A 16,415-nucleotide genomic window follows, 5' to 3' on the forward strand; every position below is an offset into this window, starting at 1 on the left:
GGGCGTACTCCAGCTGCGGTACGCGCGGCGTAAGGAAGCAACCCTGGGGCCGACGCTTTCGGCCCAGGGGATCGGCGATCGTATAGGTGGGCCGGGTCTGTCCCCTGGACCGTGCCCGCAAAGTCACGTCGTACGCCCGAAGGGCGCGGTCCGCGGCGTCTGGTGCGGCGAGAGTGCGCGCCAGGCGTCGTGGGCCGGGCGGGACTTCGCGGACACGGCCCAGTCACCCGCCCACCTGCCGCGTAAGCCACAGAAGAGAGACCCACCCATGTCCTGGCTGTCCAGATTCAGCCTCGCGCAAAGGGCCCTGATCGGGCTGATCTCGATCGTCGCGCTCGTTTTCGGCGCGATCGCGATCCCGCAGCTCAAGCAGCAGCTGTTCCCCACCATCGAGCTCCCGATGGTGTCGGTGCTCGCCCCCTACCAGGGCGCGTCTCCCGATGTGGTCGAGAAGCAGGTCGTCGAACCGCTCGAGAATTCGATCAAGGCCGTCGACGGCGTCACCGGCTTCACGTCGACCGCCAGCGAGGGCAACGCCGTCATCATGGCGACCTTCGACTTCGGCGACGAGGGCACCAAGCAGCTCGTCGCGGACATCCAGCAGGCGGTGAACCGCGCCCGCGCCCAGTTGCCCGACGGCGTCGACCCGCAGGTCATCGCCGGCTCGACCGACGACATCCCGACCGTCGTCCTCGCCGTCACCTCCGACAAGGACCAGCAGGCGCTCGCCGACCAGCTGGACCGCACCGTCGTCCCCGCCCTTGAGGGCATCGACGGCGTCGGCCAGGTCTCCGTCGACGGTGTCCGGGACCTCCAGATCTCCGTCACCCCCAACGACAAGAAGCTCGCCGCAGCCGGACTGAACGCGGCCTCGCTCGCCCAGGCGCTCCAGGCGGGCGGCGCGACCGTTCCCGCGGGCTCCTTCTCCGAGTCCGGCAAGAGCCGCACCGTCCAGGTCGGTGGGGCCTTCACCTCGCTGAAGCAGATCGAGGACCTGCGGGTCTCCGGTCAGACCCCGGCATCCGGCAAGCCCGGCGAGCCGGTCCGGCTCGGTGACATCGCCACGGTGAAGCAGGAGCCCGCCACCGCGGACTCCATCACCCGGACGAACGGCCGGCCCAGCCTCGCCGTCATGGCGACGATGGACAAGGACGGCAGCGCCGTCGCCATCTCCGACGCCGTCAAGGACAAGCTCCCGGACCTGCGCAAGGACCTCGGCTCCGGTGCCGAGCTGACCGTCGTCTCCGACCAGGGCCCCGCCGTCTCCAAAGCGATCTCCGGCCTGACCACCGAGGGCGCGCTCGGCCTGCTCTTCGCGGTCATCGTGATCCTGGTCTTCCTGGGTTCGCTCCGCTCCACCCTGGTCACCGCGGTCTCCATCCCGCTCTCCGTGGTCCTCGCGCTGATCGTGCTCTGGACCCGTGGCCTGTCGCTCAACATGCTGACCCTGGGCGCGCTCACCATCGCGATCGGCCGGGTCGTGGACGACTCGATCGTCGTCCTGGAGAACATCAAGCGGCACCTCGGCTACGGCGAGGAGCGCCAGTCGGCGATCACCACCGCGGTGAAGGAAGTGGCCGGCGCGGTCACCTCCTCGACCCTCACCACGGTCGCCGTCTTCCTGCCGATCGGGCTGGTCGGCGGCATGGTCGGCCAGCTCTTCGGCTCGTTCTCGCTGACCGTCACCGCGGCCCTGCTGGCCTCCCTGCTGGTCTCGCTGACCGTGGTCCCCGTCCTGTCGTACTGGTTCCTGCGCGCCCCCCAGGGCACCGCCGAGGACTCGGAGAAGGCGCGTCGCGAGGCCGAGGAGAAGGAAGCCCGCAGCCGGCTCCAGCGGCTGTACGTCCCGGTGCTGCGCTTCGCCACCCGCCGCCGCGTCACCAGTGTCGTCATCGCCGTGGTGGTGCTGCTCGCCACCTTCGGTATGGCCCCGCTGCTGAAGACCACGCTCTTCGACCAGGGCGAGCAGGAAGTCCTGTCCGTCAAGCAGGAGCTGACCCCGGGCACCAGCCTGGCGGCCGCCGACGAGGCGGCCAAGAAGGTCGAGAAGGTCCTCGCCGATGACAAGGGTGTGAAGGACTACCAGGTCACCGTCGGCTCGTCCGGCTTCATGGCGGCCTTCGGCGGCGGCACGGGCGCCAACCAGGCCTCCTACCAGGTCACCCTGAAGGACGCCGCCGACTACGACGACGCCCAGAAGCGCATCGAGGAGGCTCTCGGCAAGCTCGACGGCATCGGTGACACCACCATCGCCTCGGCCGGCGGCTTCGGCAGCCAGGACCTGAGCGTCGTGGTCAAGTCGGCCGACGGGGACACGCTGAAGAAGGCATCCGAGCAGGTGCGCGCCGCGGTCGCCAAGCTCAAGAACGTCACCGACGTCCAGAGCGACCTGGCGCAGAGCGTTCCGCGGATCTCGGTCAAGGCCAACGACAAGGCCGCCGACGCCGGTTACACCCAGGCCACGCTGGGCGCTGCCGTCGCCGCAGCGGTGCGCGGCACCCCGTCCGGCAAGGCGGTCATGGACGACACCGAGCGCGACGTCGTCATCAAGTCGGCCCACCCGGCCACCACCATGCAGGAGCTGAAGGACCTTTCGCTCGGCGGGGTCAAGCTCGGCTCGATCGCCACTGTGGAAGAGGTCCCCGGACCGGTCTCCATGACCCGGATCGACGGTCAGCGCGCCGCCACGATCACCGCCAAGCCCACCGATGACGACACCGGCGCGGTCAGCAAGGACCTTCAGAAGGCGATGGACGCCCTCGACCTCCCGGACGGTGCCACCGCGACCATCGGCGGCGTCACCCAGGACCAGAGCGACGCGACCACGAAGCTGGCTCTGGCCATGCTGGCGGCCATCGCGATCGTCTTCATGCTGCTGGTCGCCACCTTCCGGTCGCTGATCCAGCCGCTGATCCTGCTGGTCTCCATCCCGTTCGCGGCCACCGGCGCGATCGGCCTGCTCCTCATCACCGACACCCCGATGGGCATCCCGGCGATGATCGGCATGCTGATGCTGATCGGCATCGTGGTGACCAACGCGATCGTCCTGATCGACCTGATCAACCAGTACCGCACCCGGGGCATGGGCGTCGTCGAAGCGGTCGTCGAGGGCGGCCGCCACCGTCTGCGCCCGATCCTCATGACCGCCCTGGCGACGATCTTCGCCCTCCTCCCGATGGCGCTCGGCGTCACCGGCGAGGGCGGCTTCATCTCCCAGCCGCTGGCCGTGGTCGTCATCGGCGGCCTGATCACCTCGACCCTGCTGACGCTCCTCCTGGTGCCGACGCTGTACGCGATGGTCGAGCTGCGCAAGGAACGCCGCGCCAGGAAGAAGGCCGCCAAGCGAGCCGGGAAGGCGGGCCTCCCGGCCTCGGCCGAGTCGCAGGAGACCTCCTCCGACGAGCCGGAGCCGGTGAAGGCCTGATCCGGTCCGCCCGGCATGACGAGGGGCCTGTCCCGCACCAGCGTGCGGGACAGGCCCCTTCGGGTTCTCCGGCGGGTGACGTCCCCGGAGCGATCGGCGTCAGGCGGCCCCGCTGAGCGCCTGGACCATGCGGAGCCACAGCTCGCCGTGCGGGCGGGCGTGCTGGACGCTGAGGCCGGCGATCTCCCTCAGCAGCCGGACACGGATCTCCTCGCGCGCGCGGGGGAGCAGCGTGCCCAGCTCGTCCGGTTCGATGCCCTCGACGGCGCCGGCGAGCACCATGCCCGCCTGCGCGTGGGTGAGGGAGGACAGCTGGTCGCCGAAGACCTGCCCCTCGATGGCCGCCGCGTGCATCAGCGCGGTGCCGTCCCCGGCCGCCAACGCCCTCTCCACGTAGGCCTGGAGGGCGTCGCGGTCCTCGACGAGCCGGTAGGCGGCGTCCAGTCCCTCCGAGCGGGAGACATCGAGGAGGGCGACGTGCGAGAGCGGGGTGTCCTGGGTCGGCCGGACCCCCAGGAGGCGCGGGTGGTCCTGGAGGAAGGCCCGCGACTCCGCCCAGGACTCGCAGCCCACCCACTCGGCCGTCTGCTCCGCGAGGATCAGCGGGTCGTAGGCGGCGGTCACGCCGTGGGTGAGTACGGCCATGCGGAGCGCGGCGTGCCGCTGTGCGGTGCCGGGGTCCAGGAGCGCCAGCTCCTCAAGGGCCGTCGCCGTCTCCTCGCCGCCGAGCGCGTCGGCGTTGCGGGACCAGAAGTCGCGTGAAGCGGGCCAGTCGGGCGAGAACATCCAGGAGGCGACCAGCTCCAGCGTCTTGGCCGACAGGGTGAGCCAGGCGGGTGCCGGGCCGAAGGTCTCCGCCTCCCACGCGGCGCGTACGGCCTCGGTGTCGGCGTGGTCGCGAAGCGCCTGCCGGGCCCGTACGGTCACCGTGTCCGGCCCGCTCTCCGGCTCGGCGCCCCCGTCCGCGCCGAGGAACGACACGAGTTCCCGCACGCCGTCCGAGGGGCGGGCGCCGGGGCAGTCCAGCAGGAAGATGCTCCGCTCGACACCGAGGCGCCGGGAGGTCTCGGGGTGCACGTCGGCGAACTCCGCCGCGACCGCCTCGAATGCCTCGACCGCCGAGGTGTGGTCGTCGGTGCGGGCGAGCACCCGGGCCAGGTCGCCGAGGGCGTGCAGCAGGTCGTTCGCGAAGGCCCGTGGGTTGTCCAGCGCCACGGTCCGGTAGGCGGTGACCGCGTCCCCGGCCGCGCTCACGGCCCCTTCGGGGTCCTGGTTCATCTCCAGGAGCTTGCCGAGATTCCGCAGGGCGAGAGCCAGGCCGGGAAGGTGGGCGCCGCTGTGCCCGTCCACGAGCTCGTGCCAGAGCCCGACGCCTTCGCGGGCCGCTGTCAGAGCCTGCTCCGGATTGCCGGTTCCGGCGAGGTTCTGGGCCAGGGTGCCGAGCGAGCCGGCGAGGGAGGGGCGGAGGGCGGGCGCATGCGGGACGAGTTCACGCAGGAGCGCGACGGACTCCTCCGATGCCCGCAGCCCCTCCGCCGGTTCCTGGGCCCTGTTCAGGTGGGCGGCGAGATTGGTGAGTGCGGTGGCCAGCTCCTGCCGGAAGACGGCGGGCTGCTGTGCGGCGAGTTCCCGTCGGATCGCGACCGCTTCCCGGCCGGTGGCGAGCGCCCCCGACAGGTCGCCCAGGTTCGCGCGAAAGTTGCCGAGGTTACTGAGGGCCACCGCGTACTCAGGGAGGAAGGCGTCCCGGTCGTCGGTGGCGAGGCGCCCGTACAGCGTGGTCGCTTCCTCGGCGTGGGGCAGAGCCGCCGCGGGCTCACCCGCGGTGCCGAGATGCATGGCGAGGTTGTTGAGCATCGCGGCCAGCCCCGGCAGGGAGGCCGTCGGCCGGTCCCGGGTCAGTTCGCGCTGGAGGCGGACGGCCTCGCGGGCGAGCAGCACCGCCGACGCCAGGTCTCCCGCGGCAGCGGTCTTGTTGGCCAGGGAGGTCAGGGACCGGGCGAGATCCGGCTGAAAGACGTCGGGGTGCTGCTTGGCGAGCCCGGCGAACATGCGCGCGGCCTCACGTGCCGGAGCGAGCGCGCCCTCGTCGTCCCCGGCGGCGGAGAGCCGGTCCGCCAGATTGTGGAGGGCGCCGGCCAGGTCGGGCTGGAAGGCGGCCGGGTGACGTGCGACGAGTTCCCGGCAGATCTCCACGGCCTCCCGCGCGGGTGCGAGGCAACCCGGCAGGTCACCCACGTCCGCCCGGTGCACGGACACGTTGGTCAGGGAGCCCGCCAGGGCGGCCCGCAGGGCGGTGGGGTGGCGGTCGGCCACCTTCCGGTTGACCCGGACCGCCGCCAGCGCGTGCGGAAGCGCCTCCTCGTGACGTCCGACGGACTTGAGGCTGCTCGCCAGATTGGTGAGGGAAGAGGCGAGGGGGGCCAGGAACTCATCGGGGTGCGCGGCGGCGAGCTCGGTGTACATCTCCACGGCCTCCTGCGCCGGGGCAACGGCGGCCCGGCGTTCCCCGACGGCTGACAGACTCACCGACAGGTTGGTCAGCGCGCCGGCGAGTCGTGGCCGGAAGGCCGCCGGTTCGCCTTCGGTGAGCTGCCGGAACATGCCGACGGCGGCCCGCGTGAGCGTGAGCGCTCCCTCGCGGTCACCGATGTCGTGGAGGCGTCGGCCGAGCGTGGCGAGGGCGAGGGCGAGGGCCAGGTCGGGCCGGGACTCACTGCCTCCAGCGTCGGCGAGGCTCCGTTGGAGCGCGACCGCCTCACGCGCCGGAGCCAGCGCCCCTTCGCGGTCGCCGATGTCGGCGCACCGGTTGGCGACGCTGACGAGCGTGTGGACCAGGGACGTCGTGCAGGACCCGGGAGCGGCCTCCTCCAGCGCCTCGTAGAGGCCGGCGGCCTGCCGCGCCGCACTCAGCGCCCCGTCCAGGTCCCCGTCCGCCCCGAGCCGGGCGGAGAAGCCGTGCAACGCCTGGGCCAGAACCGGCACCGCGCTCGGCCCGACCCGCGCCGCCAGTTCCCGCAGCATCCCGATCCCCGGCGCACCCGCCCGCACGGCGTGCCGCGACAGCCCCCGCACCACGTACGGATCGACCGCCCCCCAGCCACCGTCCGCCGCGCGCCGCTCGGCGTGCGCGACGAGCGCGGCGAGCACCACTTCCGCGGCCTCCGCGCCCCCCGGCACCTCCCGGTCCGCGAGATGGGACACGAACTCCCGGTGGTACAGCCGGTACACCGCCTGCCCGTCCTCCGAGTCCTCGACGACGTACCGCCCGTAGGCGGACAGCACCCAGTCCACGTCGCTCTCGTCGTACGGCACGTCACGGCCGCCCAGCGCCCCGGCGACCTCCTCCCAGACGCCACCGGCGGGCATGCCGCGCCCCACCGTCCACGCCAGTGCGGTCAGCAGATCCCGGGCGGCGGACGGCAGTTCGCTGCCGTCCGCCAGGACCCGGACCGGTCCCGCCCGCAGGTCGTCCTCGAACGCGGCCTCGATGGAGCCCGGCAGACCGTCCTGCCACCGCTCCTCCCCGGCGGCACGCCCCCGCGCCAGCAGCGACCCCGTCACCAGCCGGGCGAACAGGAACCCGCCGCCCACCGCCGTGGCACGCGAGGCGACCGCGTCGCCCGTCTCCCGCGCCCGGCCCTCCGGGACACCGGCCGCCGCGCACCGGCGGAACACGTACTCGGCGATGTCCTCCTGCGTGTGCGGCTCCCGCTCCAGGTCCGCGGTGGTGACGCCCGCGCCGATCAGCCTGGCCAGCGCGTCCGGCAGGGTCTCGTCCTGGTGCCCGCCGTCCGCCAGGCGGCTGCGGAACGCGCGTTCGCGGGAGCCGAGCAGGACCGGGACCGCCCGCCCGAGTGGGAAGACCAGCTCCTCGATCATGGCGCGCAGATGCTCGGCGGGCACTTCGTCCAGGCCGTCGAGAACCAGCACCGGCTGCGGGGACAGCTCACGCAGCTCGCCCCGGAAGTCGTCCGTGTTGCGGGGCTCCGGCAGCCCCAGCTGCCGGGCCAGCTCCGAGGCCGCCTGCAACGGGCTCAGGCCCCGCAGATGCACCGAGGCGAGGGAGCGCTCGGGGCGCGGGCCCGGGTCCGGGTCGTCCTCGCGCAGGCCGCCCCGGGCCTCGGCCTCCTTGCGCTGCGCGGGATCGGTGAGCGTCGCGATCCGGCCCAGCACGGCCGACTTGCCGCTACCCGCCGGACCGGTCACCAGGAAGAGCCCGGCCTCGTCCGCCTCCAGCCAGGCGACGATCCGGCCCAGCACCTCCTTGCGGCCCGTGAAGAACCAGCCCTCCTCGCGGTACCCGACCCCGCGCGCCGCGAGCACCAGGTGCTCCACCAGCCGGGCCGGGGCCCCGGGCACATGGCGCGGGTTCGGGAAGACCGGCCGGCCGGTGCCCAGGGTGGCGGACACGGGTGTCTGGCCCTCGCCGCGCCAGCGCTCACCGAGTGCGGCCAGCAGGTCCGGGCCGCTGATCCACGCGTTGTGTGCGCTCCACGCCGAGCGGTAGTCGGTGGTGGCCGGACCCGCCCTCAGCACCTCCGCCAGCGCGGTGAGCAGCGGGCCGTCGCCGTCCGACGTCTCGCCGCGCCGGCAGCTCGCCATGATCCCGAGCCACTGAGCCCGGCCGGGCTCAGTGGACGCGGTCTCCCAGCGCCGCAGAGCCTTCTCCAGGCCCCGGCCCACCGCGTCCCCCGCATGGCAGGTGTCGACGATCAGCAGAATCTGGTCAGCGCCCGACGCAACCGCCTCGTTGACCAGGGTCTCGGCCGAGACGCCCCGCCTGAGGGCGCGTGCGTCACGGGTCACCTGCTCGACGTCCAGATCCAGGTCGCAGAGCGCGAGGCGCAGTTCGTCGTCGACCAGCACGCCGTGCCCGGACCAGACGATGATCGCGGGCTTCGCCGCCCCGGACGCCCGCCAGCCCTCGCTCCAGGCGGTGAGGGCATCGTCGAAGGCCGGCCAGGACGGGTTCCCGCCACCCACCACCCGCGCCGCGATCCCCCGCTCCGCCAGCAGCTCCGCGATTCCCTCCATCTGGGCCACCGCCCCGGTCAGCCGGGGAAAGCTCCGCTCGTCGGCGTACTTCTCGCACACCACGCACAGCGCCGTTCCCGCCGGCTCGTGCCCCTCGTCGTGCACCACGTCCACGTCCGCCTCACACACCATCGTTCGCCTCGTCTTCCCGTACCAGCACCAGAGCGGTCATCACCACATGGCCCGCGTTTCCCGTACTCACCCGCACCCGGTGCGGCCCGGCCGGCAGTCCGGCCAGGCGTGCCGCGTAACGGCCCCCGCCCAGGTTGTCCAGCGTCCGCACCGGCCCGCCCTCGGCCGTCGCGAAGACGGCCACCCGGTCGTGGCCCGGTATGTCCGGGGGGACCGTGGCCCGCAGCTCGTACACCTCGCCCTCGGTGACCGTGTCCGGAGCGTCCACCGCCAGCGGGACGTCCGCGGTCTCCGGGCCCCGGTGGACCGGCGGGTCCGGGGTGAGCCAGTTGTAGAGGGCCTGGCGCAGCGCCGTGTTGTTCTGGAGCGAGCCGTGCCTCTCCCAGGGCGTGTACGCGGGCCTTCCGGCCGATCCCACATGGGCGCTGGAGAGCCTGGGCACGCGGCCGTCGCCGCCCTCGTCGGCCCCGTCGATCGTGAGCAGGCCGGCCAGCCGCTCGCCCCGGACCTCGGCGGTGGTCGGGGTCGGCTGGAGCACCCCGCTGACCGGTACGTACTCCACTCCGTACGCCGCACCCGCGCCGGACTCGCGCAGCGCCTCGTGGAAGCCGGCGGCGTCCTTGAGCAGGGCCGCGTCGGTGCCGGGCAGGCCGGTCACCTCACGGGCGTACCGCAGCGGCCCGCCCGGCGCGGTGATCAGCGCGGCGTAGTCGGGGACCAGCTGGTGGAGGGACGGAAGGCCGCGGGCGAACGCGGTGAGGCCGATACCGGCCGGGCCCACCCCGTTGACGAGGTCGAGGAGGGCGTCCAGGGAGCCCCGGTAGGGGGTTCCGAGGGTGATGACGCGGCGCGTCACCTCCGCGCCGCCGCGGCGTTCCACGTACTGGCGGGTGACCAGGCCGCCCATCGAGTGGCAGACGAAGACGACGCGGGCCTCCGCCCGCTCCGGCGCCGAGGCGCGCCAGCGGCCGAGCTCCTCGTCCACCCGCTCGGCGAGCCGGTCGGCGTTGTAGCGGCAGGACAGCCGCCAGTCGTAGGCGAAGGCGAGCAGGTTGGCGGGGGAGTCCGCTTCGTCCTTCTTCGTGCGGCGGCGGAGCGTGAAGTTGTTCTCCAGCCACTCCAGGAAGCCGTCGTAGCCGTCCACGAGCGTCCCGATGCCGAACAGTCCGTGCAGATCGCGCATCGGACCGAGCGGGCGCACACCGTCGCCCGGGTGCTCGTCGCCCAGGTCGGGAGGCAGCGTCAGGCCGGTGACGGAGCGGCCGAACGTGCGAATGCCGCGGAGCAGGGCCGGGCCGGAGAGCCCCCAGACCTCGTGCCCGTCCGCGTCGGCCAGCCGGCTGCCCAGAATGCCCGGCACGACGACCACCAGATCGTCGACCCTGCTGCGCTGTGTCATGTGGCCCCGCCCCCGTACCCGCGTGCTGTGAGGACAGCAGCGTAGGTACGGGAGGGGCGTCCCGGTGCCGGTCCGGACAAACTCGGCTGTTTCCGGTCGTTCGGTGGTAGGGGGAAATCCTTACGGCAGCGCCAGCATCCGTTCCAGCGCCAGCTTCGCGTACTTCTCGGTCTCCGCGTCCACCGTGATCCGGTTCACCAGCTTGCCCTCCGCCAGCGACTCCAGCGTCCACACCAGGTGCGGCAGGTCGATGCGGTTCATCGTCGAGCAGAAGCACACCGTCTTGTCGAGGAAGACGATCTCCTTGTCCTCGGCGGCGAAACGGTTCGCCAGGCGGCGCACGAGGTTCAGCTCGGTGCCGATCGCCCACTTGGAGCCGGCCGGGGCCGCCTCCAGGGCCTTGATGATGTACTCCGTCGAGCCGACGTGGTCCGCCGCGGCGACGACCTCGTGCTTGCACTCCGGGTGCACCAGCACGTTGACGCCGGGTATCCGGGCGCGCACGTCGTTGACGGACTCCACCGAGAAGCGGCCGTGCACCGAGCAGTGCCCGCGCCACAGGATCATCTTCGCGTCGCGCAGCTCCTCGGCGGTGAGGCCGCCGTTCGGCTTGTGCGGGTTGTAGAGGACGCAGTCCTCCAGGGACATGCCCATGTCCCGGACGGCGGTGTTGCGGCCCAGGTGCTGGTCGGGCAGGAAGAGGACCTTGACCGCCGAGGGCTCCCCCTGGTCGAAGGCCCACTCCAGGGCGCGCTTCGCGTTGGACGAGGTGCAGATCGTGCCGCCGTGACGGCCGGTGAAGGCCTTGATGTCGGCGGAGGAGTTCATGTAGGAGACGGGCACGACCTGCTCGGCGACGCCCGCCTCGGTCAGCACGTCCCAGCACTCGGCGACCTGCTCGGCGGTGGCCATGTCGGCCATCGAGCAGCCCGCCGCCAGGTCGGGCAGTACGACCTTCTGGTCGTCGGTGGTCAGGATGTCCGCGGACTCGGCCATGAAGTGCACACCGCAGAAGACGATGTACTCGGCCTCCGGGCGGGCCGCGGCGTCCCGGGCGAGCTTGAAGGAGTCGCCGGTCACGTCCGCGAACTGGATGACCTCGTCGCGCTGGTAGTGGTGTCCCAGGACGAAGACCTTCTCCCCCAGCTTCTCCTTGGCCGCGCGGGCGCGCTCCACCAGGTCCGGGTCGGAGGGGGAGGGCAGGTCGCCGGGGCACTCGACACCGCGCTCGCTCCTGGGGTCGGCGTCGCGGCCGAGCAGGAGCAGGGCGAGGGGCGTCGGCTGGACATCGAGGTCCTGGACGGGGTGGGCCGTGGTCACGTCACGCACCCTTTCTTCTGCGGACTTCTCTGCGGAGAAAGCCTTTTCGTCTAATTGACGCTATCTATCATAGCCTCTTCACGTCACTTTGACGATGCCGATAGCGTCAGTGTGACGCATCCGCCTGTAGGACCGGTGTGCGAGCATGAAGGGAACAGGCAAGCGCGCGGCCCGGAATGAATCCGCGGTCCCGACGGTTGCAACGTCGGCAAGCAGTCTCCGTACAACCCGGGAGAGAAGCAGATGTCCGTATCGGACGAGACCACCACCGTGAGCGACGGCATCCTCCTGTCCGACGCCGCCGCAGCCAAGGTCAAGGCCCTGCTGGAGCAGGAAGGCCGCGAGGACCTGGCTCTCCGCGTCGCCGTCCAGCCCGGCGGCTGCTCGGGCCTGCGCTACCAGCTCTTCTTCGACGAGCGTTCCCTCGACGGTGACGTCGTGAAGGACTTCGACGGCGTGAAGGTCGTCACCGACCGCATGAGCGCCCCGTACCTGGGCGGCGCCTCGGTCGACTTCGTCGACACCATCGAGAAGCAGGGCTTCACCATCGACAACCCGAACGCCACGGGCTCCTGCGCCTGCGGCGACTCCTTCAGCTGAGGTGTGAAGCGGTAGCGGCGGAGGTACGGCGGCGGCCCCGGGATTCCGATCCCGGGGCCGCCGCCGTACGTACGTCACATCACGCCGAAGGCGTCAGGTGCGCGGCACCGCGGAACCCGAGGCCGCGTCGACCACCTTCCGCCCGTCCAGCGGCCGGTCCAGCGTGACCGTACGGGTCAGCTCCTCGGCGATCATCACGCAGACCTCGTCCGGGTCCGCCTTCGTCTCCTTCACGCTCACCCGCACCGCGTCACCGTCCTCGCGCGCGCTCGCCGTGTACGTACTGCACGCGCCGCCCCAGAACGTCACCGTGAGGGACCGCCCGCCGGCGCTGTACGACTGGACCGCGCGGGCCTGCGCCGTACCGTCCCCGTCCGGGGTCGTGCCCTGCGACGGCTCCCGCGTCAGGTACTTCGGGTCCACGGCCACCTGGGTGACCGTGTCACCCCTGCCACCGGCCGGCTTCACCGAGAAGATCCAGGACGGTACGAGCAACTGCTCGCCCCCCGTGGAGTGGACCGCCAGGCCGAAGACCGCCTTGTCCACCGTCACCGTCGTCACCGGTTGTTCCGCGCCGGTCCGGGCCCCGCAGCTGACGCCCGACGACTTCGTGCCCTTCGCCAGCGGTGCGGGCGTGGCGCACCCGCCGATCTTCCCGCCCGACGGAGGCTGCGCCGCGTTCAGCCGGTCCAGCGCCTCGGCCGCGCCGATCACCGGATAGGCGTCGCCCTTCTCCAGGGCCTTCAACTGCCCGCCGCCGCCGATCACTTCGCCGTCCGGGCCCACCTGGATGCCGGTCGCCCAGCCGTACGTGGGCAGCCCGTCCACCACCGGATCGGCGTTCACCACCCGGGCCGAGCCCATGAGCTGGCCCGCGTCGAGCGCCGCGTCGTCCTGGCCGGCCGCCTTCAGCACCGGCGCGGCGGCCGCCTTCGCAGCCTTCTCGCTCACCGGCGAGCCGGAGCCGCCCGGCGCCACCTGCGCGCCCGAACAGACGGCCCCCTTCTTGCAGTTGTCCGTGCCGCCGGAGCCGTACCGGGTGAAGGTCCAGGTCCCGGGCGCCTGCTTGTCCACCCGCAGGACCGGCCCCGAGCCGTCCCCGTCGGAGCCCACCTTCCAGAACGTGGCGTCGGACTGCGGTGCGCCGGTCAGCCCGAGCGCCTTGGCCAGCCGGGTCACCTCGGCGGCCGACACGGTCCCCTTCGCACGCTGGACGGCCGCCCGGCCGGGGCCGTCCGGGAGCGTGCCGGAGGCGCGGTAGACCAGCCGGCCGCCATGTGGATCGGGCTCACCGGGAGCGATGCCCTCGGGCGGGCCGGAGGGATCGGCGGACGGCGTGGCGGGTGTGTCGGCGCCGTCCAGCGGCAGAGGCGGGGGAGTGGTGCCGCCGCTGTCCGCCGCGCTCCGCGCGCCGTCGCCGCCGTCCGCCGCGGTCGCGGCCCAGTACGCGCCGCCGCCACCGGCCAGCAGTACGGCCGCCGCCACCGAGGCCGCGACCAGCGGCGAACGCCGCCGGGGAGTGGTCACGTCGTTGTCGGGTCGCTCGGTGCTCACCGGATCGCTCCTTCGCCTGCATCGCCGTCATACGCCTGGGCCGGCATACGGCCCGCCGCTGGGGGCGGACACGGGTGGGACGGGGCGAAGGGGCGCACGGTTCCCCGGGGGCGACGCCGGGCGCGGTCTCAGTCCCCGTAATCCGCCATCGCGTCGATCAGCCGCGCCGAGGCGGGCGGCACGGTCACCCCGTTGATCAGGGCCGGTGCGACAGGGGCGGGGGCGGTCCTCGCGGGGGCCACCCAGTGCGGGGCCATCCGCGCGCAGTCTCCGCGCAGCGCGGCCAGACCGGACTCGGACTCGCGCGGGGCGATGTGGTTCGACATAACGGCACCGTAGGCACCACAGAGCTCGGGAAGAAAGCCCTACTATCGGGTAGTTTTTCCGCTTCGGAGCAGGCGGGAACGGGTAGCGTGAACTGTCACGCCACCCCGGGGAACGCGGTCATCCGTTCCCCTCGACCTCCGCAGGAGCAGTCTCCCCGTGCGTATCGCAGTCACCGGCTCCATCGCCACCGACCACCTCATGACCTTCCCCGGCCGCTTCGCCGACCAGCTGGTCGCCGATCAGCTGCACACGGTCTCGCTCTCCTTCCTGGTCGACAACCTGGACGTGCGCCGGGGAGGTGTCGCCGCCAACATCTGCTTCGGCATGGGCCTGCTCGGCACCCGGCCGATCCTGGTCGGGGCCGCCGGCTCCGACTTCGACGAGTACCGCGCCTGGCTCGACCGCCACGGCGTCGACACCGGCTCGGTGCGGATCTCCGAGGTCCTGCACACCGCCCGCTTCGTCTGCACGACGGACGCCGACCACAACCAGATCGGCTCCTTCTACACCGGCGCCATGAGCGAGGCCCGGCTGATCGAGCTGAAGGCCGTCGCCGACCGGGTGGGCGGCCTCGACCTCGTCTCCATCGGCGCCGACGACCCGGAGGGGATGCTCCGCCACACCGAGGAGTGCCGTACGCGCGGCATCCCGTTCGCCGCGGACTTCTCGCAGCAGATCGCCCGGATGGACGGCGACGAGATCCGCATCCTCCTCGAAGGCGCCACGTACCTCTTCTCCAACGAGTACGAGAAGGGGCTCATCGAGTCCAAGACCGGCTGGACCGACGCGGAGATCCTGGCCAAGGTCGGCCACCGGGTCACCACGCTCGGCGCCCGGGGCGTGCGCATCGAGCAGGCCGGCGAGGAGCCCATCGAGGTCGGCTGCCCCGAGGAGAACGCCAAGGCCGACCCGACCGGCGTCGGCGACGCCTTCCGGGCCGGATTCCTCTCCGGTCTCGCCTGGGGCGTCGGCCTGGAGCGGGCCGCCCAGGTCGGCTGCATGCTCGCCACGCTCGTCATCGAGACGGTCGGCACCCAGGAGTACACCCTGCACCGCAACAACTTCATGGACCGCTTCACCAAGGCGTACGGCCACGAGGCCGCCGCCGAGGTCCGCACGCACCTCGCCTGACGCGGGCCCGGTCGGGGTCAGGAGAGCCGGCGGACCACATAGGCCGCGCCCCGGTCCGCCGGCTCCTCGCCCACGTACTCCTGCTCCCGCATCGCGCACCACGCCGGGATGTCGAGCCGGGCCGCCTCGTCGTCGGACAGCACGGTCACCGTCCCGCCCACGGGCACCCCTTCGATCACCTTTGCGAGTTCGATCACGGGGATGGGGCAGCGCCTGCCGAGCGCGTCCAGCACCAGCGAGTCGTCCGGGGCGGGGGAGGGGGCGGCAGACGCGGGCGCGCCCAGCTTCTCGCGTACCCCGGCGACCAGGCCGGGCAGCACCGCCAGGAAGCGGTCGACGTCCTCGTCCGTGGTGCCCCGCGGCAGCGACACCCGGACGTTGCCCTCCGACAGCACCCCCATCGCCTTGAGCACATGGCTCGGCGTCAGCGTGCTGCTCGTGCAGGACGAACCGGACGATACGGAGAAGCCGGCCCGGTCGAGCTCGTGGAGCAGTGTCTCCCCGTCGACATAGAGACAGGAGAAGGTGACCAGATGCGGCAGCCGCCGCTCCGGATCGCCGACCACCTCCACATCGCTCACCAGTTCGGGCACCCGGGTCCGCACCCGGTCGACCAGCGCCCGCAGCCGCACCGACTCCGCGTCCGCCTCCGCCCGCACCGCCCGCAGGGACGCGGCCGCCGCGACGATCGCCGGAAGGTTCTCGAAGCCCGGCGCCCGCCCCGACTCCCGCTCGTCCGCCGGGCCTTGCGGCGCGAACCGGACACCCTTGCGCACCGCGAGCAGCCCGACCCCGGCCGGCCCGCCCCACTTGTGCGCGCTGCCCGCCAGCAGCGACCACCCCTCCGGCACGGGCCCCCAGGCCAGCGACTGCGCGGCGTCCACCAGCAGCGGCACCCCCGCCGACCGGCAGACTCCGGCCACCTCGGCCACCGGCTGCTCGGTGCCGACCTCATGGCTGGCGGACTGCAGACACGCCAGCGCGCTGTCCTCGCGCAGCGCCTTTGCGTACGCCTGCGGGCTCACCGCGCCCGTCCGGTCCACCGGCACCCGGGTGACGGAGCCGCCCCGGTCCTCGTGGTCGGAGGCCGAGTGGAGCACCGACGAGTGTTCGACCGCCGACACCACCAGATGGCGGCCGACACGCCGACGCCCGGCGAGCGCCCCGGAAATTCCGGAATGCACCGCACGGGTGCCCGACGAGGTGAAGGTCAGCTCGTCGGGCCGGCACCCGACGGCGTCGGCGGCCGCCTCCCTGGCCGCGTCCAGCAGCAGCCGGGCGCGACGCCCCTCGCGGTAGAGCCTGGCCGGGTCGGCCCAGCCCTCGTCCAGCGCGGCAAGCAGGGCCTGGCGGGCGACGGGATGCAGGGGGGCGGCCGACGCCGCGTCGAAGTAGGGCACCCGGCCACGCTAGCCCGGCCGCGCCCGGGGCCCGCCGGGAGAGGGGGCGTCAGATGGCGGCCGGAGGCGCGAATTCCACCCCTTCGGGGTG

Annotated in this window: 9 protein-coding genes; 3 read left to right on the forward strand and 6 right to left on the reverse strand. The window is 72.7% G+C overall.

From position 1 onward, the window contains the following. Window positions 1-268: 268 nt before the first annotated feature. Window positions 269-3,424 carry an efflux RND transporter permease subunit gene (locus E6P78_RS26570; protein WP_136206186.1) on the forward strand — a complete coding sequence of 1,052 codons (3,156 nt, stop codon included), beginning with the start codon at window positions 269-271 and terminating at the stop codon, window positions 3,422-3,424. Between the two features lie 99 nt (window positions 3,425-3,523). Here E6P78_RS26570 and E6P78_RS26575 read toward each other — a convergent pair whose 3' ends face one another. The 3 genes from E6P78_RS26575 to nadA all read right to left on the reverse strand — a co-directional run bounded on the left by E6P78_RS26575 (window position 3,524) and on the right by nadA (window position 11,312). Further along, the gene (locus E6P78_RS26575; protein WP_136206187.1) at window positions 3,524-8,593 is read right to left on the reverse strand and encodes a tetratricopeptide repeat protein; all 5,070 of its coding nucleotides are present in this window, start codon (window positions 8,591-8,593) and stop codon (window positions 3,524-3,526) included. Beyond that, window positions 8,583-9,992 (reverse strand): hypothetical protein, encoded by a 1,410-nt coding sequence (locus tag E6P78_RS26580; RefSeq protein WP_136206188.1) that lies wholly within the window; start codon window positions 9,990-9,992, stop codon window positions 8,583-8,585. Before E6P78_RS26580 ends, E6P78_RS26575 begins: the two co-directional genes overlap by 11 nt. Before the next feature lie 120 nt (window positions 9,993-10,112). Further along, the gene (nadA, locus tag E6P78_RS26585; protein WP_136206189.1) at window positions 10,113-11,312 is read right to left on the reverse strand and encodes a quinolinate synthase NadA; all 1,200 of its coding nucleotides are present in this window, start codon (window positions 11,310-11,312) and stop codon (window positions 10,113-10,115) included. 243 nt (window positions 11,313-11,555) lie between these two features. Here nadA and E6P78_RS26595 point away from each other — a divergent pair, with 243 nt between their 5' ends. After that, complete coding sequence (locus E6P78_RS26595; RefSeq protein WP_018555456.1) at window positions 11,556-11,912, forward strand: iron-sulfur cluster assembly accessory protein; 357 nt, start codon at window positions 11,556-11,558, stop codon at window positions 11,910-11,912. Between the two features lie 93 nt (window positions 11,913-12,005). Here the strand turns inward: E6P78_RS26595 and E6P78_RS26600 are convergent, their stop codons facing one another. Both E6P78_RS26600 and E6P78_RS26605 read right to left on the reverse strand, forming a co-directional pair. After that, the gene (locus tag E6P78_RS26600) at window positions 12,006-13,466 is read right to left on the reverse strand and encodes a hypothetical protein (RefSeq protein WP_136206191.1); all 1,461 of its coding nucleotides are present in this window, start codon (window positions 13,464-13,466) and stop codon (window positions 12,006-12,008) included. A 128-nt stretch (window positions 13,467-13,594) separates the two neighbouring features. Beyond that, the gene (locus E6P78_RS26605) at window positions 13,595-13,792 is read right to left on the reverse strand and encodes a hypothetical protein (RefSeq protein ID WP_136206192.1); all 198 of its coding nucleotides are present in this window, start codon (window positions 13,790-13,792) and stop codon (window positions 13,595-13,597) included. A 157-nt stretch (window positions 13,793-13,949) separates the two neighbouring features. On the opposite strand from E6P78_RS26605, the gene E6P78_RS26610 reads away from it, so the two are divergent. Further along, a complete protein-coding gene (locus E6P78_RS26610) occupies window positions 13,950-14,924 on the forward strand; it encodes a carbohydrate kinase family protein (protein ID WP_136206193.1) in 975 nt (324 codons plus the stop codon). Between the two features lie 17 nt (window positions 14,925-14,941). Here E6P78_RS26610 and E6P78_RS26615 read toward each other — a convergent pair whose 3' ends face one another. Beyond that, window positions 14,942-16,324 (reverse strand): cysteine desulfurase/sulfurtransferase TusA family protein, encoded by a 1,383-nt coding sequence (locus E6P78_RS26615; protein WP_136206194.1) that lies wholly within the window; start codon window positions 16,322-16,324, stop codon window positions 14,942-14,944. Window positions 16,325-16,415 lie beyond the last annotated feature (91 nt).

This window comes from Streptomyces sp. A0958 (assembly GCF_004795035.1).
In the GTDB taxonomy this organism is placed as follows: domain Bacteria; phylum Actinomycetota; class Actinomycetes; order Streptomycetales; family Streptomycetaceae; genus Streptomyces.